This window comes from Pseudomonas farsensis, assembly GCF_014268805.2.
Lineage (GTDB): Bacteria > Pseudomonadota > Gammaproteobacteria > Pseudomonadales > Pseudomonadaceae > Aquipseudomonas > Aquipseudomonas farsensis.
The window spans coordinates 271469-293828 of record NZ_JABWRF020000003.1 but is presented as its reverse complement, the minus strand read 5'-3'; the positions used below and the strand labels follow the sequence as shown (position 1 = coordinate 293828).

Annotated in this window: 22 protein-coding genes; 11 read left to right on the top strand and 11 right to left on the bottom strand. The window is 63.9% G+C overall.

Going from position 1 to position 22360, the window contains the following annotated elements:
* Positions 1–182: 182 nt before the first annotated feature.
* The 3 genes from dapE to HU719_RS17515 are packed head-to-tail and all read left to right on the top strand — an operon-like array spanning position 183 to position 2542.
* Positions 183–1334 carry a succinyl-diaminopimelate desuccinylase gene (gene dapE / locus HU719_RS17525; protein WP_186522532.1) on the top strand — a complete coding sequence of 384 codons (1152 nt, stop codon included), beginning with the start codon at positions 183–185 and terminating at the stop codon, positions 1332–1334.
* On the top strand, positions 1334–2146 hold the full coding sequence (locus HU719_RS17520; protein ID WP_186522531.1) for a putative RNA methyltransferase: 813 nt from the start codon (positions 1334–1336) through the stop codon (positions 2144–2146). The genes dapE and HU719_RS17520 overlap by 1 nt, the downstream gene beginning before the upstream one ends.
* 18 nt (positions 2147–2164) lie before the next feature.
* A complete protein-coding gene (locus HU719_RS17515; protein ID WP_186522530.1) occupies positions 2165–2542 on the top strand; it encodes a hypothetical protein in 378 nt (125 codons plus the stop codon).
* Positions 2543–2613: 71 nt separating this feature from the next.
* Here HU719_RS17515 and HU719_RS17510 read toward each other — a convergent pair whose 3' ends face one another.
* Positions 2614–2823 carry a cold-shock protein gene (locus HU719_RS17510; RefSeq protein WP_110992443.1) on the bottom strand — a complete coding sequence of 70 codons (210 nt, stop codon included), beginning with the start codon at positions 2821–2823 and terminating at the stop codon, positions 2614–2616.
* A 232-nt stretch (positions 2824–3055) separates the two neighbouring features.
* Here HU719_RS17510 and plsB point away from each other — a divergent pair, with 232 nt between their 5' ends.
* The 3 genes from plsB (at position 3056) to HU719_RS17495 (ending at position 6807) form a co-directional block, all read left to right on the top strand.
* Complete coding sequence (plsB, locus tag HU719_RS17505) at positions 3056–5545, top strand: glycerol-3-phosphate 1-O-acyltransferase PlsB (RefSeq protein WP_186522529.1); 2490 nt, start codon at positions 3056–3058, stop codon at positions 5543–5545.
* 140 nt (positions 5546–5685) lie between these two features.
* Positions 5686–6084: a YbaY family lipoprotein gene (locus HU719_RS17500; RefSeq protein ID WP_186522528.1), complete on the top strand. Its 399-nt coding sequence runs from the start codon at positions 5686–5688 to the stop codon at positions 6082–6084.
* Positions 6085–6117: 33 nt separating this feature from the next.
* A complete protein-coding gene (locus HU719_RS17495; protein WP_186522527.1) occupies positions 6118–6807 on the top strand; it encodes a DUF4197 domain-containing protein in 690 nt (229 codons plus the stop codon).
* A gap of 155 nt (positions 6808–6962) precedes the next feature.
* Here the strand turns inward: HU719_RS17495 and HU719_RS17490 are convergent, their stop codons facing one another.
* Both HU719_RS17490 and HU719_RS17485 read right to left on the bottom strand, forming a co-directional pair.
* The gene (locus HU719_RS17490; RefSeq protein ID WP_186537245.1) at positions 6963–10028 is read right to left on the bottom strand and encodes an efflux RND transporter permease subunit; all 3066 of its coding nucleotides are present in this window, start codon (positions 10026–10028) and stop codon (positions 6963–6965) included.
* Between the two features lie 6 nt (positions 10029–10034).
* Complete coding sequence (locus HU719_RS17485) at positions 10035–11129, bottom strand: efflux RND transporter periplasmic adaptor subunit (RefSeq protein WP_186522525.1); 1095 nt, start codon at positions 11127–11129, stop codon at positions 10035–10037.
* A 171-nt stretch (positions 11130–11300) separates the two neighbouring features.
* On the opposite strand from HU719_RS17485, the gene HU719_RS17480 reads away from it, so the two are divergent.
* Positions 11301–11930 carry a TetR/AcrR family transcriptional regulator gene (locus tag HU719_RS17480; protein WP_186522524.1) on the top strand — a complete coding sequence of 210 codons (630 nt, stop codon included), beginning with the start codon at positions 11301–11303 and terminating at the stop codon, positions 11928–11930.
* 135 nt (positions 11931–12065) lie between these two features.
* On the opposite strand, the gene HU719_RS17475 is transcribed toward HU719_RS17480, so the two are convergent.
* Entirely contained in the window at positions 12066–12848 is a 783-nt protein-coding gene (locus tag HU719_RS17475) for a class I SAM-dependent methyltransferase (protein WP_186522523.1), read from the bottom strand.
* Between the two features lie 95 nt (positions 12849–12943).
* Between HU719_RS17475 and HU719_RS17470 the strand changes: the two genes are divergently transcribed.
* The gene (locus tag HU719_RS17470) at positions 12944–13564 is read left to right on the top strand and encodes an energy transducer TonB (RefSeq protein WP_186537246.1); all 621 of its coding nucleotides are present in this window, start codon (positions 12944–12946) and stop codon (positions 13562–13564) included.
* Between the two features lie 2 nt (positions 13565–13566).
* On the opposite strand, the gene HU719_RS17465 is transcribed toward HU719_RS17470, so the two are convergent.
* From HU719_RS17465 to ppc, 7 genes are all read right to left on the bottom strand, one after another.
* Positions 13567–14256: an extensin-like domain-containing protein gene (locus tag HU719_RS17465; protein ID WP_186522521.1), complete on the bottom strand. Its 690-nt coding sequence runs from the start codon at positions 14254–14256 to the stop codon at positions 13567–13569.
* Positions 14257–14262: 6 nt separating this feature from the next.
* The gene (locus HU719_RS17460; protein WP_186537247.1) at positions 14263–15093 is read right to left on the bottom strand and encodes an isocitrate lyase/PEP mutase family protein; all 831 of its coding nucleotides are present in this window, start codon (positions 15091–15093) and stop codon (positions 14263–14265) included.
* Between the two features lie 31 nt (positions 15094–15124).
* Positions 15125–15994, bottom strand: a complete 870-nt coding sequence (locus HU719_RS17455; RefSeq protein ID WP_186537248.1) for a DUF72 domain-containing protein — start codon at positions 15992–15994, stop codon at positions 15125–15127.
* A gap of 3 nt (positions 15995–15997) precedes the next feature.
* Entirely contained in the window at positions 15998–16285 is a 288-nt protein-coding gene (locus HU719_RS17450) for a hypothetical protein (RefSeq protein ID WP_186522518.1), read from the bottom strand.
* A gap of 566 nt (positions 16286–16851) precedes the next feature.
* Entirely contained in the window at positions 16852–17526 is a 675-nt protein-coding gene (gene tsaB / locus HU719_RS17445; RefSeq protein WP_186522982.1) for a tRNA (adenosine(37)-N6)-threonylcarbamoyltransferase complex dimerization subunit type 1 TsaB, read from the bottom strand.
* Between the two features lie 90 nt (positions 17527–17616).
* Positions 17617–18267, bottom strand: coding sequence for an adenylate kinase (adk, locus tag HU719_RS17440; RefSeq protein WP_186522981.1), 651 nt, complete (start codon positions 18265–18267; stop codon positions 17617–17619).
* 259 nt (positions 18268–18526) lie between these two features.
* Positions 18527–21154, bottom strand: a complete 2628-nt coding sequence (ppc, locus tag HU719_RS17435) for a phosphoenolpyruvate carboxylase (protein ID WP_186537332.1) — start codon at positions 21152–21154, stop codon at positions 18527–18529.
* Between the two features lie 145 nt (positions 21155–21299).
* On the opposite strand from ppc, the gene HU719_RS17430 reads away from it, so the two are divergent.
* The 3 genes from HU719_RS17430 to HU719_RS17420 are packed head-to-tail and all read left to right on the top strand — an operon-like array spanning position 21300 to position 22324.
* Positions 21300–21644 carry a pilin assembly protein gene (locus HU719_RS17430; RefSeq protein ID WP_186537333.1) on the top strand — a complete coding sequence of 115 codons (345 nt, stop codon included), beginning with the start codon at positions 21300–21302 and terminating at the stop codon, positions 21642–21644.
* A 30-nt stretch (positions 21645–21674) separates the two neighbouring features.
* A complete protein-coding gene (locus tag HU719_RS17425) occupies positions 21675–21920 on the top strand; it encodes a hypothetical protein (protein WP_186537334.1) in 246 nt (81 codons plus the stop codon).
* The gene (locus HU719_RS17420) at positions 21911–22324 is read left to right on the top strand and encodes a DUF4398 domain-containing protein (protein WP_186522973.1); all 414 of its coding nucleotides are present in this window, start codon (positions 21911–21913) and stop codon (positions 22322–22324) included. Before HU719_RS17425 ends, HU719_RS17420 begins: the two co-directional genes overlap by 10 nt.
* The last annotated feature ends 36 nt before the right edge of the window (positions 22325–22360 follow it).

Here is a 22360-nt window from a genome sequence, read left to right as displayed (position 1 = left end):
AAGACTGCGCCGGGCCATGATGCCGAGGCCGGGCACAGTTTTTGTGGGAGCTGGCGACAGCCTGCGATGAGCCCAGTGCAGGATTGCGGCTCCCACGCCCACTACACCGTGTCGGCGCAACGTGTTTGATATAAGATAACGCCCCTCAGATTTCCCCGCCTTGCCTTGCCCCGGAGTACCCCATGACGGCCCCAGCCGAGCTTTCGCCTACCCTGCAACTGGCCTGCGACCTGATCCGTCGCCCATCGGTCACCCCGGTCGATGCCGACTGCCAGGCCCAGATGATGAATCGCCTCGGCGCCGCAGGCTTCAAGCTCGAACCCATGCGTATCGAGGACGTCGACAACTTCTGGGCCACCCATGGCACTGGCGAAGGCCCGGTGCTGTGCTTCGCCGGCCACACCGACGTGGTACCGACCGGCCCGGTGCAGCAGTGGCAACATGAGCCGTTCAATGCGCTGATCGACCAGGACGGCATGCTCTGCGGCCGTGGCGCCGCCGACATGAAGGGCAGCCTGGCCTCGATGGTGGTCGCCTGCGAGCGCTTCGTCGCGCAGTACCCCAACCATCGCGGCAAGGTCGCCTTCCTGATCACCAGCGACGAAGAAGGCCCGGCACACCACGGCACCAAGGCGGTGGTGGAAGTGCTCAAGGCGCGCAACGAGCGCATGGACTGGTGCATCGTCGGCGAACCGTCGAGCACCGACTTGCTGGGTGATGTGGTCAAGAACGGCCGTCGCGGCTCGCTCGGTGCCAAGCTGACCGTGCGCGGCAAGCAAGGCCACGTGGCCTACCCGCACCTGGCGCGCAACCCAATCCACCTGGCAGCGCCAGCGCTGGCCGAGCTTGCCGCCGAGCACTGGGACGAAGGCAACGCGTTCTTCCCGCCCACCAGCTTCCAGATCTCCAACCTCAATTCCGGTACGGGCGCCACCAATGTGGTGCCAGGCGAGCTGAGCGCATTGTTCAACTTCCGCTTCTCCACCGAGTCCACCGTCGAAGGCCTGCAACAGCGGGTGGCGGCGATTCTCGACAAGCACCAACTGGACTGGAGCATCGACTGGGCGTTGTCGGGCCTGCCGTTCCTGACCGAACCGGGCGAGCTGCTCGATGCCGTGTCGTCGAGCATCAAGGCGGTCACCGGCCGCGACACCCAGGCCTCCACCAGCGGTGGCACCTCCGATGGGCGCTTCATCGCCACCATGGGTACCCAGGTCGTCGAGCTTGGTCCGGTCAACGCCACCATCCATCAGGTGGACGAGCGCATCCTGGCCAGCGATCTCGACCTGTTGACTGAAATCTACTACCAGACCCTGGTACGGTTGCTCGCCTGATGCTTGCCTGCCCACTTTGCCAGGCGCCGCTGGCGCCGCTCGACAATGGCGTCGCCTGCCCGGCCGGCCACCGTTTCGACCGCGCTCGCCAGGGTTACCTGAACCTGCTGCCGGTGCAGCACAAGAACAGCCGCGACCCCGGCGACAACCAGGCCATGGTCGAGGCGCGCCGGGATTTTCTCGACGGCGGCCACTACGCCCCGGTCGCGCAACGCCTGGCAGCCCTGGCCGCCGAGCGTGCGCCGCGCACTTGGCTGGACATCGGTTGCGGCGAGGGCTACTACACCGCCCTGCTCGCCCAAGCCTTGCCCGCATCTGACGGCTATGCGCTGGATATTTCCCGCGAAGCGGTCAAGCGCGCTTGCCGGCGCGCACCGCAACTCACCTGGATGGTCGCCAGCATGGCCCGCGTGCCGATGGCCGATGTCAGCTGCAATTTTATCGCCAGTGTGTTCAGCCCGCTCGACTGGGCCGAAGCCAAGCGCCTGCTGGCGCCGGGTGGCGGCCTGATGCGGGTAGGCCCGACCAGCGGCCACCTGATGGAACTGCGTGAAGTGCTCTACGATGAAGTGCGCCCCTACGCCGATGACAAGCACTTGGCCCTGGTCCCCCAAGGCATGGCCCACGCCCACAGCGAAGTGCTCGAATTCCGTCTGAGCCTGGCCGCGCCCAAGGCCCGCGCCGACCTGCTGGCCATGACGCCACACGGCTGGCGCGCCAGCGCCGAAAAGCGCGCCCAGGTGATCGACCAGGCCGCGCCGTTCGAGGTGACGGTTTCCATGCGTTATGACTATTTTGTGCGCCAAGACTGAGCACACCCGGAGCCCCCAATGCGCCAACCCGATATCGAAATTTATCTGAAAGACGCCGACGTCGATCACAAGCAGATCGCCGACTGGCTCGCCCAGGCCTTGGGCCCGTGCAGCGAATGGAAGCAGAAAGGTCAGACCTTCAAGTGCATGGCCGGTAACATTCCGGTCACTTGGTTACCGAAGGCTGTAGGGAAATGGAACAGCCTGTACCTGGAAAGCGAGCACACCCCCTGGGCCGATGACATCGCTTGCGCCCGCGCAGCCTTTGCCGCACTCAACGTCGAAGTGCGCTGTGCACCGGGTAGCTGGGCTGAAGAAGACGGGGAAGAAGATGCCGACCGCTGGGTACGGATCAGCGCCGACGGCGAAGAAGAAATCACCTGGCGCACACACTGAGAGCAAGCTGCAAGCTGGATCGCATCAGGCTGCAAGCTCCACGGAAAGCTTGCAGCTTGAGGCTTGAAGGGTCAGAGACCGACGACGTCTTCAGCCTGCAGGCCTTTCTGGCCCTGCACCAATGCGTACTCCACCTGTTGCCCCTCGACCAGGGTGCGATGCCCCTCTCCGCGGATAGCCCGATAGTGGACGAACACATCCGCCCCACCGTCGCGCTGAATGAAGCCATAACCCTTGGCATCGTTGAACCACTTCACATTCCCAGTCTCACGAGACGACATCTGAACTACTCCGGTTTTTTTTTTTTGAAGATCGCCTTGCCGGCCCAGGCTCACCACCTGCGCCGTCGCCGCTTGGGTGAATACCAAGCAAGCGGCAGGCCGAGTATATGGCAGGCCAGAAAAATATTTGATGACGCCCCGCGTTTATGCCGATTTTTGCTGAACTTACGCAGATACGGCAGACTAACGCCATGGAAAAACCCCGAAACCCCTTAGCCAGGGCAATGACTCGATGACCCGTTCCCCCTTGCGCCGCCTGATCTTCGGCGCCCTGCGCCGCGTCCTGTACCTGTGGGTGCGCTCCGAGACCATCAACCAGTCCTCACTCACCCTCAAGCTCGACCGCAGCCGCCCGGTGTTCTATGCCCTGCCCTCGCCGTCGCTCACCGACCTTGCCGTGATCGACCACGAATGCACCAAAGCGGGGCTGCCGCGCCCGGTGCTCCCCGTCGTGGTTGGGCCGTTGCAGGAAGCCGCGGCGTTCTTCTACCTCACCCCCGACCCCGACTGGCTCGGCCGCCAGGACAAACGCGGCGCACCGCCGACCCTGGAGCGGCTGGTATCGGCAATTACCCAACACCCCGAAGAAGACGCGCAAATCATCCCGGTCAGCGTGTTCTGGGGGCAGACTCCGGCCAGTGAATCAAGCCCGTGGAAGCTGCTGTTCGCCGACAGTTGGGCCGTCACCGGGCGCCTGCGCCGGCTGCTGAGCATTCTGATTCTGGGGCGCAAGACCCGCGTGCAGTTCTCGGCGCCCATTCACCTGCGTGAGCTGGTCGACCACAACAAAGGCCATGAACGCACCGTGCGCATGGCCCAGCGCGTCATGCGCGTGCATTTTCGCAACCTCAAGACCGCGGTCATCGGCCCGGACATCTCGCACCGGCGCAATCTGGTCAAAGGGCTGATCCGTGATCCGCTGGTGCGCCAGGCCATCAGCGAGGAAGCCGAACGCGAGAACATCTCCTACGCCAAGGCCGAGGCCAAGGCGCTGCACTACGGCAACGAGATCGCATCCGACTACACCTACACCGCCATCCGCTTCCTTGAGGTGGTGCTCAGCTGGTTCTGGAACAAAATCTACGACGGCATCAAGGTCAACCACATCGAGCAGGTCCAAGGCATCGCCCCCGGTCACGAAGTGATCTACGTGCCGTGCCACCGCAGCCATATCGACTACCTGCTGCTGTCGTACCTGTTGTTCCGCAATGGCCTGACGCCGCCGCACATCGCCGCCGGCATCAACCTCAACATGCCGGTGATCGGCAGCCTGCTGCGCCGTGGCGGCGCGTTCTTCATGCGCCGCACCTTCAAGGGCAACCCGCTGTACACCGCCGTGTTCAACGAATACCTGCACACCCTGTTCACCAAGGGCTTCCCGGTGGAGTACTTCGTCGAAGGTGGCCGCTCGCGCACCGGGCGTATGCTGCAGCCACGCCCGGGCATGCTGGCCATCACCCTGCGCAGCTTCCTGCGCTCCTCGCGGACCCCCATCGTGTTTGTGCCGGTGTACATCGGCTATGAGCGGGTACTCGAAGGGCGCACCTACCTGGGCGAGCTGCGCGGGGCGAGCAAGAAAAAAGAGTCGATCTTTGACATCTTCAAGGTCATTGGCGCGCTCAGGCAGCGCTTTGGCCAGGTGGCCGTGAACTTCGGCGAGCCGATCCGCCTGGCCGGTTTCCTCGACCAGCACCAGCCGGAGTGGCGCATCCAGGACCTGGCGCCGCAATACCGCCCGGCCTGGCTCAACGAAACCACCACCCGCCTTGGCGAGACCGTGGCCCGCCACCTCAACGGTGCGGCGGCGGTCAACCCGGTCAACCTGGTGGCCATGGCACTGCTGTCCACCAGCCGCATGGCCTTGGACGAACGCGCCTTGGTGCGGGTTCTCGACCTGTACATGACGCTGCTGCGCCAAGTGCCCTATTCGGCGCACACCACCCTGCCCGAAGGCGATGGCCCCGCCATGATCAGCCACGTACTGGGCATGGACCTGCTGGCCGAGCAGAAGGACGCGATGGGCCGCATCCTGTACCTGGATGAAGGCAATGCGGTGCTGATGACCTATTACCGCAACAACGTGCTGCACATTTTCGCCCTGCCGGGGCTACTGGCCAGCTTCTTCCAAAGCAGCTCGCGCATCAGCCGCGAACTGATCGGGCGCTACGTCACCGCGTTGTACCCCTATTTGCAGGCTGAGCTGTTCCTGCGCTGGGAGCCTGCAGAGCTGGACGAGGTGATCGACCAATGGCTGGCAGCGCTGGTCGAGCAGGGCCTGCTGCGTTTCGAAAATGGCGTGTACCTGCGCCCGGCGCCCAGCTCGCGCCAGTTCGTGCTGCTGACCCTGCTGGCACGCACCATCACCCAGACCCTGCAACGCTTCTACATGGCCACCTCGCTGCTGCTCAACAGCGGCCAGCACAGCCTGAGCGCCGAGCAACTCGAAGAGCTGTGCGTGATGATGGCGCAGCGCCTGTCGATTCTGCATGGGCTCAATGCCCCAGAGTTTTTCGACAAGACCTTGTTCCGCCACTTCATCCAGACCCTGGTGCGCGAAGGCGTGCTCACGCCCGATGCCGACGGCAAGCTGGGTTATCACAGCAAGCTCGGCGAGCTGGCCGAAGGTGCGGCCAAGCGCGTGCTGTCGGCAGAGCTGCGCCTGTCGATTCGCCAAGTGGCGTTGCACCAGGAAGATCAGGCGCACACGGTACTGGCTGAGTAATTTACAGAGGGCTGCACTGCAGCCCCGCACTCCCGCATGGCCGCCACTGAGTGAGCGAAATTCCCCCTGCGCTGCCTGTAGTGAACCCACTAACGTCCGGGGTGGGCATAAACCAAGCCCCCTCAAACGACGGAGATTACATGAAAGAGTTCATTACCCCACGCAGCGCCAACCTTCCCGAAGCCAGTTCAGACTCCCCACCTGCGTGCTACACCACCCTCGAAGGCGAAGTGTTCTACATGCAGCGCATCGCCCTGCCACTGGGCGCCCACTTGAGCGTGAGCCTGGAAGACGTATCGTGGGCGGACGCATCGTCCGTGATCCTGGCATCGCAAGCTGGGCCGGTCGAAGGCAACGTGCCACTGCCGTTTAGCTTAAGCTACGATCTAGAACAGATCATGCCGGGCCACAGCTACGCGGTGAGCGCGCGCATTGAACTCGATGGCGAGCTATTGTTCATTAACACCGAGCACCATAGCGTGACGTTGGACGGCCAAGACCCGCAACCGCTGCGGATCAAGGTCGACCCGGTGCGCTGAACCCCGTTCCATTCCGTTCACAAGGAAACCTCCATGCTTCGCACCTCCCTGCGCTTCACCACCCTGTGTGCCGGCCTGCTGCTGTCGGCCAGCGCCATGGCCTTGTCGCTTGGCGACCTGTCCCAAGGTGACGCCTCCACCGGCCTGAAAGACGCCCTCAGCCAAGGCGCCCAGGTTGCCGTCAAGCAACTGAGCACCCCGGGTGGCTTCAACAACAACCCCGATGTGCGCATCGAGCTGCCGGGCAAGCTGGGCAAGGCCGCAAAGGCGATGAAGATGTTTGGTAAAGGTGACCAGGTCGATGCCCTGGAAAACAGCATGAACAAAGCCGCTGAGGCCGCTGTGCCGCAGGCGCAGGCACTGTTGCTGGATGCCGTGAAGAAGATGACCGTGACCGACGCCAAGGGCATCCTCAGCGGCGGCAACGACTCGGCTACCCAGTACCTCAACAAGAGCAGCCGCGAGCAGATCCGCGCCAAGTTCCTGCCTATCGTGAAACAAGCCACCGACCAAGTGGGGCTGGCCAAGCAGTACAACAACTTCGCAGGCCAGGCCGCAAGCCTGGGGGTGGTCGACGCCAAGAGCGCCAACATCGAGAGCTACGTGACCGAAAAAGCCCTCGATGGCCTGTTCGAAATGATCGCCAAGCAGGAAGAGACTATTCGCAAGAACCCTGCCCAGGCTGCTACCAGCATTGCCAAGAAGGTGTTTGGCGCGCTTTGAAGCGCTATTGCATGCGGGTTTTGTAGGAGCGACCTTGTGTCGCGAAAGGGCTGCACAGCAGCCCCTGGATATTCGCGTGATGCAAAAATCCCGGGGCTGCTACGCAGCCCTTTCACGGCACAAGGCCGCTCCTACACATTCAAAAGCAACCCGCGTCAGCCCTTCTTCACCCTGAACCACGCCGCATACAGCGCCGGCAGGAACAACAGGGTGAGTACCGTCGCCACGATCAAGCCGCCCATGATCGCCACCGCCATCGGCCCGTAGAACACGCTACGCGACAGCGGAATCATCGCCAGTACCGCCGCCAATGCCGTCAGCACGATAGGCCGGAAGCGCCGTACTGTCGCTTCGATGATCGCCTCCCAACGGCCCAGCCCTGCGGCGATGTCCTGCTCGATCTGGTCGACCAGAATCACCGAGTTGCGCATGATCATGCCCGCCAGGGCAATGGTGCCCAGCATCGCCACGAATCCGAACGGTTGGCGAAATACCAGCAGGAACAGGGTCACGCCAATCAGCCCCAGAGGCGCGGTGAGGAACACCATGAACATCCGCGAGAAGCTGCGCAGCTGAATCATCAGCAGGCTCAGCACCACCACGATGAACAGCGGCATGCCGGCGTTCACTGAACGTTGGCCGCGCTCGGAATCCTCGACCGTGCCGCCCACCTCCAGCAGGTAGCCATCCGGCAAAGCGGTCTTGATCTGTTGCAGGGTCGGCAGAATCTGGTGGGTCAAGGTGGCCGGCTGGGTGTTGTCGTAGATATCGGCGCGCACGGTGACTGTCGGCAGGCGGTTGCGGTGCCAGATCACCCCTTCTTCGAAGCCGTATTCAAGCGTTGCCACCTGGCTCAGCGCCACGCTCTGGCCGTTGTCGGTCGGCAGTGCCAGGCTGGCGAGGTTGCCCAGTTCGCGGCGTTCCTGTTCGGTGCCGCGCAGCACAATCTCGATCAATTCGTTGTCTTCGCGGTACTGGCTGACGTTGCTGCCAGTCAGCGAGCTTTGCAGGAAACTCGACAGGTGCGAAGTGCTCACCCCGAGGGCGCGGGCGCGGTCCTGGTCGATGTTCAGGTACACCGCCTTGCTGGGTTCTTCCCAGTCCAGGTGCACGTTGACCACATGCGGGTTCTCGCGCACCTTCGCCGCCACCTCGCGGGCCAGGGCGCGGACTTTTTCGATGTGCTCGCCGGTTACCCGGAACTGCACCGGGTAGCCCACCGGCGGGCCGTTTTCCAGGCGCGTGACACGGCCACGCAGGTCGGGGAACTGCTCGTCGAGCGTCGCGATCAGCCAGCTACGCAGGCGTTCGCGCTCATCGATGGATTTAGCCAGCACCACGAACTGGGCAAAACTGGCCGCTGGCAGTTGCTGGTCAAGCGGCAGGTAAAAGCGCGGCGAGCCGGTGCCGACATAGGCCACGAAATTATCGATGCCCTCCTGCTGCTTGAACATCGCCTCCAACTGGCGCACGCGCTCGGCGGTGTTGTTCAGCGAAGCGCCTTCGGCAAGCTTGAGGTCGACCATGAGCTCAGGGCGGCCCGAGGCCGGGAAGAACTGCTGGGGCACGAAACGAAACAGCAGGATGCTGCCGACAAACGCCGCGATGGTCAGCACGATTACCGTCTTGCGCCGCTGCACGCACCAGCCCACCACGCGCCGCACGCGCTGGTAGAACGGCGTGGCATAAGGGTCCGGGGCCTGCCCGTCACTGCCGTGGCGGGCCGCGTGGCGCTTGGCCAGGTCTGGCAACAGGCGCTCGCCCAGGTACGGCACGAACAGCACCGCCGCTACCCACGAGGTCAGCAGCGCGATGGTCACCACCTGGAAGATTGACCGGGTGTACTCGCCGGTACTCGACGCCGCCGTGGCAATGGGCAAGAAGCCCGCAGCGGTAATCAGGGTGCCAGTGAGCATCGGGAACGCTGTGCTGGTCCAGGCGTAACTGGCGGCCTTGAGGCGGTCGTAGCCCTGCTCCATCTTGATCGCCATCATCTCGACCGCGATGATCGCGTCATCCACCAGCAAGCCCAGCGCCAGCACCAGCGCGCCAAGGGAAATCTTGTGCAGGCCGATGCCGAAGTAGTGCATCAAGGCAAAGGTCATGGCCAGCACCAGCGGGATCGCCAGCGCCACCACCAGGCCTGTACGCACGCCGAGCGAGAAGAAGCTCACCAGCAACACAATGGCCAGCGCCTCGACCAGCACCTGGACAAACTCCCCCACCCCGGCCTTCACCGCTGCGGGCTGGTCAGACACCTTGCTCAGCTCCATGCCAGCCGGCAGGCTGCGCGCCAGGCGGGCGAACTCGTCTTCAAGGGCCTTGCCCAGCACCAGAATATCGCCGCCATCTTTCATCGACACCGCAAGGCCGATGGCGTCTTCACCCATGAAACGCATGCGCGGGGCGGGTGGGTCATTGAAGCCGCGCTGCACTTGGGCGACATCGCCGATACGGAAGGTACGGTCGCCGACCCGAATGGGGAACTGGCGAATCTGCTCGACACTGTCAAAACGCCCGCTGACGCGCAATTGCAGGCGCTCGCTGGGGGTCTCGAAAAAGCCGGCGGTGGTTACCGCGTTCTGCTCGCGCAGGGCCTGCTGCACCGCACTCAGCGGCACGCCAAGGGTGGCCAGCTTAGTGTTGGACAGCTCGATCCAGATTTTTTCATCCTGCAGCCCGACCAACTCGACCTTGCCGACGTCCTTGACCCGCTGCAACTGCACCTGGACGCGGTCGGCGTAATCCTTGAGCACCGCGTAATCGAAACCTGGGCCGGTCAGGGCGTAGATATTGCCGAACGTGGTGCCGAATTCATCATTGAAATATGGGCCTTTGACCTCGGGCGGCAAGGTGTGGCGGATGTCCTCGACCTTCTTGCGGATCTGGTACCACAGCTCGGGGATATCCTTGGAGTGCAGCGAATCGCGGGCAGCGAAGGTGACCTCGGACTCACCGGGGCGCGAGAACGAGACGATTTTCTCGTACTCGCCGGTTTCCATGAGCTTCTTCTCGATACGCTCGGTAACCTGGCGCGAGACCTCCTCGGCACTGGCCCCCGGCCACTGGGTATGGATGACCATGGCCTTGAAGGTGAACGGCGGGTCTTCGCTTTGCCCCAACTTTGTGTAGGAAACAGCGCCGACCGCAGCCAGCAGGATCATCAGGAACAGCACGATCTGGCGATTGCGCAGCGCCCAGGCAGAAAGATTGAAACCCATGCTGACCTACTCCTTGCCCGCCAGGTTCACGTCACGGTTGTTGCGGTCCACTGGCCGCACCTGCTGGCCTTCGCGCAGCACATGGCCTCCGGCGGCAACCACCCAGTCGCCAGCCTGCAGGCCTTCGAGCACGGGCACGCTTTCGGCACCGTAGGCGCCAAGGCGCACGGCAGCCCGTTGCAGACGGTTGTCCTTGCCGACCCGCCACACATACGCCTGCCCGCCCTCGGCGCTGACCGCCGCCAGCGGCACGGCCAACGGTGCCTGCTCGGCATGGGCGATGAACACCCGTGCGCTCTGGCCCAATTCCGCCGGCGCCTTGCCGGTAAAGGCGATGCGGGCGGCGAAGGTGCGCGAACGAGGGTCTGCCGCAGGCGACAGCTCACGGATACGCCCTTCGAAGCGCTGGTTGGGGTGCGACCATAGCTCAACGCTCACCGCCTGGCCCACGGCAAACTGGGCGAACTGCTGCTCTGGCACGCCGATGGCTACTTCCCGTTCGCCATCAGCGGCGAGGGTAAACACGGTCTGCCCAGCCGCGACCACTTGGCCCACTTCAACCTGGCGCTTGGCAATCACCCCGGCTTGCGGCGCACGCAGCACGGCATACGCAGCCTGATTGCCGGCGACATCCGCCTCGGCCTTGGCTTGCTTGAGGCGGGCCAAGCCTGCGCGGTAGAGGTTTTCGGCGTTATCGAACTGCGAATGGCTGACCATGCCCCGGTCGAGCAGCTTCTGGTAGCGCTCACGCTCGGCGCGCACCAGCGCCAGGTTGGCTTCGGCAGCAGCCAATTGCGCGCGGTTGGCTTCCAGTTGCAGGCGCACATCCTGTGGGTCCAGCTCGGCCAGGGCCTGTTCGGCATTGACCCGCTGGCCCTCTTCGACCAGGCGTTTGCTCACCTTGCCGGCGATACGAAACGCAAGCTCCGGCTCGAACCGCGCCCGCACCTCCCCGGGGTAGCTGTCGGCCGAAGCCCCTGCCGGTTGTGGCTGAACCACTAGCGCCGGGCGCGGCGCAGCAGGTGGCGCGGCCTCCTGGCCGCAGGCAGTGAGCAACACAAGAGCAGTGGGCAAGGCGAACGACAACGCAAGACGCAACATGATGGAAGACCTTGGGCAGTGGGCGCAGCAATATTTATACTGGCGAGTATACTAAATCAGCCAAACGCCTCCGGGAAGCACTGCCCGAGATAAAAACCAGATTAGCGGGCAGCCCCCGAATTGCCCGTGACCCGGTAATATGGCCACCTTTTACAGCCCATACGGTTCCCCATGCCCAACGACGCACCCATCGGCCCAGGCCGGCCAAAGGACCTGGCCAAGCGCGAGGCCATCCTTGAAGCCGCCAAGTCGCTGTTTCTCAGCCTTGGCTACGCCAACACCAGCATGGATGCAGTCGCTTCGGCGGCAGGTGTTTCAAAACTCACCGTGTACAGCCATTTCACCGACAAACAGACGCTGTTTGCAGCGGCGGTCATGGCTACCTGCCAGATTCAACTGCCGGACCTGATCTTTGCCTACCCCGACGGGGTGCCGGTGGAAGAGGTACTGCTGAAAATCGCCCGCGGCTTCCAGGCATTGATCAGCAGCGACGAGGCCGTCAAGCTCAGCCGCTTGATCATGGCGCAAGGCAGCCATGACCCGGGGTTCGGGCAGTACTTCTATGAAGCCGGGCCCAAGCAGGTGCTGGCAGGCATGGAAGCGCTGTTGCGCCAGGCCGACGAGCGCGGGTTGCTGCGCATCGAGAATCCGCTGCATGCCGCGGAGCATTTTTTCTGCTTGGTCAAAGGTGCGCCGGATTACCGGTTGTTGCTGGGGTGTGCCGGGCCGCTGGAGGGGGAGGCAGCCGAGGCGCATGTGCGGGAGGTGGTGGGGGTCTTTGTGCGGGCCTACCGACTTTAGCCCTTCGATTGACAGGCCCGCCTCATCGCAGGCTGGTGCCAGCCCTCATAAAACAAACGCCAACTAACTGATTTTCATAGAAACGTGGGAGCGGGCTTGCTCGGAAGGGCTGGGTGATCTCCTGCCTGGGCTCGATCAGGCCTTCAAAGCCTTCTTCGGGTAGATGTCATACCGGCTCGACTTGCCCTCAAGGCTATGGCTCGGTTTGGGCCCATCAATGATCGGCGCCTTGCGCGGCCGTTTGACCACCACCCGATGGGTGGCCAGCGCCAAAGCGGCCTCAAGCAGGGCCGGCGCATCCAGGTCATCGCCAACCAGCGGGCGGAACACGCGCATCTCTTTTTTCACCAGCGCGCTCTTGTCGCGGTGCGGGAACATTGGGTCCAGGTAGATCACCTGCGGCGGCTCCCCTTCCCAGTTGCGCATGCGCTCGATCGAATTGCCGCCGAGCAGGCGCATGCGCTCGACGATTGCACCCACCTCGCCATCACCCCGGGCGCGAGCCAGGCCATCTTCGAGCAAGGCAGCAACCAACGGCTGGCGCTCGATCAGGGTCATCTGGCAGCCCAGGCTTGCAAGCACGAAGGCATCCTTGCCAAGCCCTGCGGTGGCGTCGAGCACCTGCGGGCGCACGCCCTGGGCGATGCCCACGGCCTTGGCGATCATCTGCCCGCTGCCGCCACCGAACAAGCGCCGGTGCGCCGCCTGGCCTTCGACGAAATCGACCCGAACAGGGCCCGGTGCCTGCGGGCCAAGTTGTTGGATCTGCAGGCCATCTTCACCAAACTGCACGGCAAATTCGGCGTTCTCGGCAACCAACGGCAAACCCAGGCGTGCGGCCCATTGCTGCGCCTGGGCCTGAAATTGCGGCGCCAACGCCTCGACCCGGATACCTGCGCCCTGCACTTGCTCAACCATCGGTTCACGCACTCGAAAAAATTAATGAAAGCCCGGCCAAGGCCGATAAAGCGAATATCCCGCTATTCTGCCAGAGCACAACGCGCGCGACTGCCATGACAGATACTCTTCCCATCGGTTTGACCTACTTGTCGCCTGTCGGCAACTACGGTCGACAGAATACCCAGGCATTGGGTGGCGTCAGCCACCTGTGGCAGGATTTCTTCGCCAGCGCGATGGCCGAGCAGCAGGAAGTCGAGGTCGACAGCTTCAGCCAGGCGCTGGTGCAGTACGACCAGGAAAGCGGCGAACCTGTCGGTGGTGCCAAGGCACTGGCACTGATCGAAACCCAGCGCGCACTGCCGGTGCAAGACACCGAAGTCGCCCCGCCTGAACCCCTGTTCCTGCCCAAGGCCGAGCTTGAAGCGAAATTCCTGCCGCCTGCACCGGAGCCATTTGGCGCCGCCGAACTGATCGAGCAACAGCGCCAGCTCGACCTCAACACCAGCTGGCTGCGCCCGGTGGTCATGAGCCAGGGCCATCCGCTGGATGAGCCAGGCCCTGCCGGCTCGCCGCGCCCGCTACACCTGCCTATCGCTGAACTTGAGCGCAACCTGCTCGACCCAGCGCCTGAGCCGTTCGATGACACGACCCTGGCCAAGCAGCAGAACGACCTTGAGTTCGACACCCATTGGGCGCGCCCGGTGGTGCTGAACAACGTGCGCGTCTACGCCTGAGTTCAGCGGCAGATCTGCCACAGCCCCATGTCCAGATGAAAATGGTTGTGATGCGCCGCGTTATAGGCCGGCCCCAGCACCGTATCGAAACTGTCACAGGCCCCTTCCTGCACCTGCCTTAGAAACTGCGCCTTGGGCCCGTCGCCTTTCCAGTCCTTGGCCAGCACAATGCGCTGGCCGTCCTTCAGGCGAAAACCGCTGATATCCAGCGCGTTGGCGGTTGCGTGCTGGCTCAACCGGCCTTGCTTGCGGTGGTACATGTTGCGGCAGGCAAAACTGCCCAGATGATCGACCTGCACCACCGGCTGGCCAAAGACGCGCTGCGCGGCCGGCTGCAGGCCATGCTCCTCGAACAGTGCATATGCCACCGCCAGCGGGCAAGTCGCGAGGAAACTGCTGCTCAGCCGCGCTTGGCCGGCCTCGACCCGCCATACGTTTTGCAGCGGGCAATTGGCATTCGCTGCGCTGTCGGCCTGCTGGCGCACACGCAACGCAGAGGTTTGCAGCGCCTGGCGGCAGAGCTCGGGGTCGTTGCGCAGGCGCGACAGCTTGTAGGGCGTCAGCAGGTTCGGCGGCTGGCGCACGTCCAGCACGGCCCAGGGGTTCCAGGCATCCGCCGGGCGCAGCCCGAGTTGCCAGGCAAGGCCTGCCACCAGCAGCAGGCCCAACAGCAGTAACAACGCTTTACGCATAGGGCCTCAGCGGCGGAACAGGTCGTTGAGCTGGTCGAACGGCAAGGCCTGTTCGCCGTAGGTGAAGGTGCCCTGGTCGCGGATTTCCAGTGCTGCGCGCTGCAGGCCGCCCAAGGCAGCGCGGGCCAGCGAGGAGCCGACGCTGATGCGCTTGACCCCCAGTTCCTCCAACTCAGCCACGCTAAGCGCCACGCCGGCCATGCCCATCAGCACATTCAAAGGTTTCGGCGCGACCGCCTCCACCACCTTGCGCACTTGCTCGGCAGTGCGCAGCCCCGGGGCGTACAGCACATCGGCGCCTGCGTCGGCATAGGCCTGCAGCCGTGCGATGGTATCGTTCAGGTCCACACGGCCATGCAGCAGGTTCTCGGCGCGCGCGCACAAGGTGAACGGGAACGGCAAGCTGCGTGCAGCGCGCACCGCTTCTCGTACGCGAGCTACCGACAGTTCAAAGTCGTAGATCGGCGCCTCGGCGATACCACTGGCGTCCTCGATGGAGCCGCCCACCAGGCCGATTTCGGCAGCACGCAGAATCGCGTCGGCGCAGTGCTGTGGCGTGTCGCCAAAGCCGTTCTCCAGGTCCGCCGCCACCGGCAGCGGTGTGGCATTGACGATGACGCCTGCGTTTTGCAGGGTTTCATCCAGGTTCAATGCCCCTTCGGCATCAGGCCGCCCCAAGCTGAACGCCAGCCCCGCACTGGTGGTGGCCAGGGCTTCGAAACCGAGGCTAGCCAGCAGCCTGGCAGAGCCTGCATCCCAAGGATTGGCCATCACGAACGCGCCATCACGCTCATGCAGCGCCTTGAAGGCTTCGGCTCGCAGGGTTTGCACATCCATGGTTCAACCTCCGGCAATCATCAGTCATTCGTCAAAGTAAGCCCAGCTGTTCGACCTCGGGCGCACGCGGCAATTCCGGCAGCGCAGCAAGGCCCGGCAGCCGCGCCATCAGCAACTGGTGAAAACGCTTGGCCAGGGCGGCAGCCTGGTAGTTGTCAGCGGTGTGCAGGAACACATAGGGGCTGCGGCCCTCTTCAACCCAGCCGGCGACCTTGTCGACCCAAGGGGCCAGAAACGGTTCGTTGGCTGCCAGCTCTGGGTGGCCGATGAAACGGACCTGCGGGTGCTGGCTGAACGCACAGGGGCGCGGCGGCACTTTGGGCTTCTTGGCTTGGGCGTGCAGCACGCCGGGCTCGCGCGAGGTGCAACTGAACAGTGCACGCGGGTCGAGGCAGATGCGCTCCACGCCGCGCTCGTACAGCAGGCGATTGAGCAGGCGCTCTTGCTCACCCTTGGCGAAGAACGCCTGGTTGCGCACCTCGACCGCGACCGGCACCTGCAGCTCATCCAGAAACCAGGCAAGCTCGCCCAACCGCGCCGGCCCGAACTGCGCCGGCAGCTGCAACCAGTAAGGCGCCACGCGGGCGCCGAGCGGGGCCATCAGGCGGGTGAAATCCAGGGCGGCGTCCAGTTGTGCACGCAGGTCATCGACATGGCTGACGTCACGCGGGAACTTGGCGGTAAAGCGAAAGCCGAGCGGCATGGTGCTGGCCCAACGTTCTACGGTTGCTGGTGCTGGGCGGGCGTAGAAGGTGGTGTTGCCTTCAACGGCGTTGAACACTTGGCTGTACAGGCCGAGGTAGTCGGTGGCGCGGGCGTCGGCTGGGTAGAGGTAGTCACGCCAGGCGTTTTCGCTCCAGGAGGGGCAACCGATGAAATAGGGCAATGGGGACGGAGTCATCCGTCAAATGTACAGGTCGAGCCCCAGTACTTCCATGTCCCATTCGGTAAAGCCTGCGGTAGCCAGGTAGCTGGCCAGGGCGGTCGCGGTGCGGCGGTCGCGCGCGCGGGGGAAGATCATGTCTTGCTGGCGCGCCGGCAGGTTGCTGGAGCGGCGGTTGCTGTGCGTTTGCTGCGGCTCGGGCTCGTCGGTGATATCGGCTTCATCGTCGACCGCATCATCACGCACCGGCGCTTTGCGCGGTGTGCGTTTGATGGGGTAGCTGGGTGAGGAGAAGCCGTCGATGCGCATGGCATTACACTCAGGATCAATGATGGCAATTTAGCAGCATCAGAGATCCCTCGCTAATGCCCGAACGATAACTGGACCACAGATCAAGCAAAAGGTTTATCACCAACGGCGATAGCCGACGAAATGCGGGGCATCTTGATGCAACTTCTTGCCGAAAATCCTAGGGCCCGCTCTCACACCGAGTCATGCGGCGCAGGTCTGTGCAGGCTTGTGCTGGCCTCATCGCAGGCTGTCGCCAGCTCCCACAGAGGCCGCGTACAGTCGCAATATTGGGGCCTTCCCCAGATCCTGTGGAAGATTCTATGGTTTCGGGCAAGTCGCTTTTGATCGTGTAGGAGCGGCCTTGTGTCGCGAAAGGGCTGCGAAGCAGCCCCAGCGATTCTGGTGGTTGCTCAGATCCTGGAGCTGCTTCGCAGCCCTTTCGCGACACAAGGCCGCTCCTACACTGACCGCGTAGACGGCATCGATATGGGATGGGCGGGCTATGTGGGAGCTGGCGACAGCCTGCGATGAGGCCAGTACATGCTTGCACAAAACAGCAAGCGTGCTGCCTCACGAGCAAGCCATCAGCGCGCCTTGGGCGTGGCCACGTTATCGCGCAGGTACACCGGCTGCGCCTGGTCAGCCGCCACCGCCTCACCGCGCGCCCAGGCAAAGCGCGCCAGGCTGAGGATGTCCTGGGCATCGGGCAGCGCACCTGCGTCGCTGGCGGCCAACTGCACGGCCAGGCGATCCGCCAGGCCCCAGCCGGTGCCAGCACCGTACCAATCGCCAGAAACGGCCGGCGGCAGCGCTACCCGCTCGGGTGCAATCACCTGCTCCTGGCCGAGCAGGCGCATCTCGCCCTGCTCTGCCGCATAGCAACCCCAATACACTTCATCCATGCGCGCATCGATAGCGGCCGCCACCTGCTGCACGCCATGCCGGCGCAACGCGCCCTGCGCCAGGGCAGCAAGGTTGGAGGTAGGCAGCACCGGGCGGTCGAGGGCAAAGGCCAGCCCCTGGACCACACCGATGGCAATGCGCACACCGGTGAACGCACCCGGCCCACGGCCAAAGGCAATCGCGTCCAGCGCGCCCAGCGCAACCCCGGAATCGGCCAGCAACTGCTTGATCATCGGCAGCAGCTTTTGCGCATGCATGCGCGGGATCACCTCGTAATGGCTGGTCACCTTGCCGTCATGCAACAGGGCAACGGAACAGGCTTCGGTGGCGGTATCCAGGGCCAGCAAGGTGGTCATCGAACGGGGTATCCAGGCATCAAGAGGGAAAGGGCGGCAGTATAAACGACAACGGCCCGCAAGCGGGCCGTGGTTATGCGTGGTGGTGGATCAGCTCAGGGCTGCCAGCACCTTGGCAGTGATCGCGTCCACCGAGCCGACACCTTCGATGTGGCTGTACTTCGGTTTGCCGTTATTGGCAGCGGACAGCTTCTGGTAGAAGTCCACCAGCGGCTTGGTCTGGGTGTGGTAGACCGACAGGCGATGACGCACGGTCTCTTCCTTGTCATCGTCGCGCTGGATCAGGTCTTCGCCAGTGACGTCGTCCTTGCCTTCCACTTTCGGCGGGTTGTACTGGATGTGGTAGGTGCGGCCCGAGGCCAGGTGCACGCGGCGGCCAGCCATGCGGCCGACGATTTCTTCGTCGTCCACGGCAATTTCAACCACGGCGTCGATGTCGACACCGGCAGCGACCATGGCTTCTGCTTGCGGGATGGTGCGTGGGAAGCCGTCGAACAGGCAGCCATTGGCGCAATCTGGCTGGGCGATGCGCTCCTTGACCAGGTTGATGATCAGCTCATCGGAGACCAGTTGGCCGGCGTCCATGACTTTTTTCAGCTCCAGACCCAGCGGGGTGCCGGCCTTGACGGCAGCACGCAGCATGTCACCGGTGGAGATCTGGGGGATACCGAACTTTTCGGTGATGAACTTTGCCTGAGTACCTTTACCGGCCCCGGGAGCTCCCAGCAGAATTACGCGCATCTTGTGCTCCTCATATTTTTTTATGCAAATCAACGGATTCGGCGCACAAGGCCAACTCCGGGAAAATCGGACGAGACCGCAAATTCGGTCAGAAGGCTGCTCAAGATACACAGCACCCGCCCCCCCGACAAGCGTCCCAAAGTGGCAACAAAGGCTGCGGCGCAGCCTGCACAGGTGGCGGTTGCGCCTGGCGCAACCGAACGCGCAGTTGCCGCCCGGCGCACCTGGGCGCAACCGGCGGCAAGCACCCGCCTGCTATTCAGCCAGTGTTGCGCAGGCCCGCTGCGATGCCGGCCACCGTCACCAGCAAGGCCTGCTCCAACGGGCTGTCCAGAGCGGCTTCGCGGCTGCGCGAGCGGGCCAGCAGCTCGGCCTGAAGGCGGTGCAGTGGGTCCAGATAGGTGTTGCGCAGGCGGATGAATTCCAGCGTTTCGGGGCTATGCGCCAGTAGCACCGGCTGCCCAGTCAGGCCGAGCACGACCTGGCATGACTGCGACAATAGGTCGCGCAGTTGTGCACCTAAAGGAAGCAGTTCCGGTTGCACTAGACGTTGGTCGTACGCCTCGGCAATTTGTGCATCGGCCTTGGCCAGCACCATTTCCAGCATGTCGATGCGGGTGCGGAAAAACGGCCACTGCTCGCGCATCTGCGCCAGCATTTCGCCCTGGCCACGGGCCAGCGCGTTGTTCAGCGCGGTTTCCCAACCCAGCCAGGCCGGCAGCATCAAGCGGGTCTGGGTCCAGCCGAAGATCCACGGGATAGCCCGCAGGCTCTCGATGCCACCGGCACGGCGCTTGGCCGGGCGGCTGCCCAGCGGCAGGCGGCCAAGCTCCTGCTCCGGGGTGGACTGGCGGAAGTACTCGACGAAGTCCGGGTTCTCGCGCACCACCTGGCGGTAGGCCTTGACCCCGTCGGCGGCCAACTGGTCCATCAACTCGCGCCAGGCCGGTTGCGGCGGCGGTGGCGGCAGCAGGGTCGCCTCCAGCACCGCCGCCAGGTAGAGGTTGAGGTTTTGTTCGGCGATCCCCGGCAGGCCGAACTTGAAGCGGATCATCTCGCCCTGTTCGGTGGTGCGGAACCGCCCCGCCACCGAGCCTGGCGGCTGCGACAGAATCGCCGCATGGGCCGGGCCACCACCGCGCCCCACCGTGCCACCCCGGCCATGGAACAACAACAGTTCAACCTGGTGCTCACGGCAAATGCGCACCAGGTTCTCCTGCGCGCGGTACTGCGCCCAGGCCGCGGCCGTGGTGCCGGCGTCCTTGGCCGAATCGGAATAGCCGATCATCACTTCCTGGGGGCCGTGCAGCCCTGCGCGATAGCCCGGCAGGCCGAGCAGGCGCTGCATCACAGGGCCTGCGTTGTCCAGGTCGGCAAGGGTTTCGAACAGCGGTACCACGCGCATCGGCCGGGTCAGGCCAGCTTCCTTGAGCAGCAGTTGCACCGCCAGCACGTCAGAGGCAGCGCCCGCCATCGAGATGACGTACGAGCCCAATGAGGCGGCGGGCGCTGCGGCGACCTCACGGCAGGTGGCGAGCACTTCGGCAGTATCGGCCTGGGGTTGGAAATGCGCCGGTAGCAGCGGCCGGCGGTTTTTCAGCTCGGCCTGCAAGAACGCAATGCGCCGCTCCTCGTCCCAGTCGGCGTAGCGGCCAAGGCCCAGGTAATCGGTGATTTCAGACAGCGCATCGCGATGGCGTGCCGAGTCCTGGCGCACGTCCAGGCGCACCAGGAACAGGCCGAAGGTCACCGCCCGACGCAGGCAATCAAGCAGCGCACCATCGGCGATCACACCCATGCCGCACTCATGCAGCGACTGGTAGCACAGTTGCAGCGGGGCGATCAGGTCGCGGTTGTCCACCAGCACCGCGGCGCTGGCAGGCTGGGCCGCGCTCAGTGAAGCGTGTGCCCAGGCGCGGGTGGCGCGCAGGCGGTCGCGCAGTTGCTTGAGCAAGGCCCGATACGGCTCGGCGCTGTCACCCACCTGCTCGCGCAGCGCAGCACTGGCCGCCTGCATCGAAAGCTCGGCAGCCAGGTTATCGATGTCGCGCAGGAACAGGTCAGCGGCCATCCAGCGCGCCAGCAACAGCACTTCACGGGTGACGGCTGCGGTGACATTGGGGTTGCCGTCGCGGTCGCCGCCCATCCATGAGGCAAAGCGCACCGGGGCGGCTTCCAGCGGTAGACGCAGGCCGGTTGCATGGTGCAGCGCGGCATCGACCTTGCGCAGATGGCTTGGAATCGCCTGCCACAGCGAATGCTCGATCACCGCAAAGCCCCACTTGGCTTCATCCACCGGGGTGGGCCGGGTGCGGCGGATTTCTTCGGTGTGCCAAGCTTCGGCGATCAGCCGACGCAGGCGCTCGCGCACCTGCTGGCGCTCGGCAGGCAACAGGTCGCGATGGTCCTGGGCGGCCAGTTGCGCGGCGATGGCGTCGTATTTTTGGATCAGCGTGCGCCGCGCAACTTCCGTGGGGTGCGCCGTCAGCACCAGCTCGATGTCCAGCCGCGCCAGTTGCCGGGCCAGGGCGTCATTGCCGTGCCCCTCAGCCTGCAACCGGGCCAGCAACTCGGGCAGCACGCGCGCCTCGAACGGTTCCTGCTGGTGGGCATCGCGGCGGCGGATCAGCTGGTACTGCTCGGCGATGTTGGCCAGGTTGAGAAACTGATTGAAGGCCCGCGCCACCGGCAGCAAGTCTTGTTCGGGCAGGTCGTCCAGGGTCGAGCTCAGTTGCTCGCCCTCCTCCAGGCGGTCGGCCTTGGCGCTGTGGCGGATGGCCTCGATCTTGTCCAGAAACGCCTCGCCATGCTGCTGGCGAATGGTTTCGCCCAGCAGTTCACCCAACAGATGCACATCCTCACGCAAGCGCTGATCAATATCGCTCATCGGCCTTCTCCACTCCAGGAAACAGCATGCCCCCAAGAGTGCCCACTGGCGCCTGCGCCTGGCAAGCCGGGAACGGCCAAAGCAACTAAAGTGAGTACAGCCAATCCGAAGTTATGCCCCTTCAAAGGCTTTGACAGAGGTCATCATGAAAATCCGCGAACTCGCCCAGCACTGGGAACAGAACGCCGCAGGACGCCTAAGCCCCACTGGTCACACCTTGCACCTGGACATCGAATCGGAAGCGCGCCTGGCTGCGCTGATCGACATGTACCCCAAGCGCACCGCTGAAGAACTGCTGGGCGAACTGGTCGGCGCTGCGCTTGAAGAACTGGAAGCCAGCTTCCCCTACATCAAGGGCCAGCAGGTGATTTCAACCGACGAGGAAGGCGACCCGCTGTATGAAGACGTCGGCGCCACGCCGCGCTTTCTGGCGCTCTCGCGCAGGCATTTGCACGCCCTTGGCAGCGCCCATGACGACGAGCAAAACTAGCCCTTCAAGCTGATCGCGGGCCAGCAAAAAATGGCCCGCGATACCGCCTTCGGCGCGCAAAGTTCCACCTTGCCAGCGCTGACCAATCAGTCAGAAAAAAAAGTATTTAGCGCGCAGTTTTTTCTGAACTATCGCAAAACCGCTTCGGTCACAGCCAATAGCCATCACGGCCAAACCCTGCAAACACGGGCGTTGCAGCCCTCGCCCAGATACAGGGAAACAGCGATGAACCCTTTGTGGCCATCGTCGTTAACAGGAGTGACCCAATGGAGTTGACCACCATGAAGACCCGCATCGTAAACCCCTCCTCCACCCCTCTGCGCGGGCTCAAGCTGGCCGCACTGGCCCTGGGCAGCAGCCTGGTTCTGGCCGGTTGTGCTGGCAAGCCGCCTACCGAGCAATACGCCGTCACCCAGTCGGCGGTCAATTCGGCAGTCAGCGCGGGCGGCACCGAGTTCGCGGCTGTGGAAATGAAAGCGGCCCAGGACAAGTTCAAGCAAGCCGAAATCGCCATGCACGACAAGAAGTACGATGAGGCCAAGAAACTGGCCGAACAGGCTGAATGGGACGCCCGTGTAGCCGAGCGCAAAGCGCAGGCAGCCAAGGCCCAGAAAGCCGTGCAGGACGCCCGCCAGGGTGTTCAGGACGTGCGTGAGGAAGGCCTGCGCAGCGCTGAATAAGCCTGCCTCGCCACGTGAGCTTTCGTTAAAGATCAA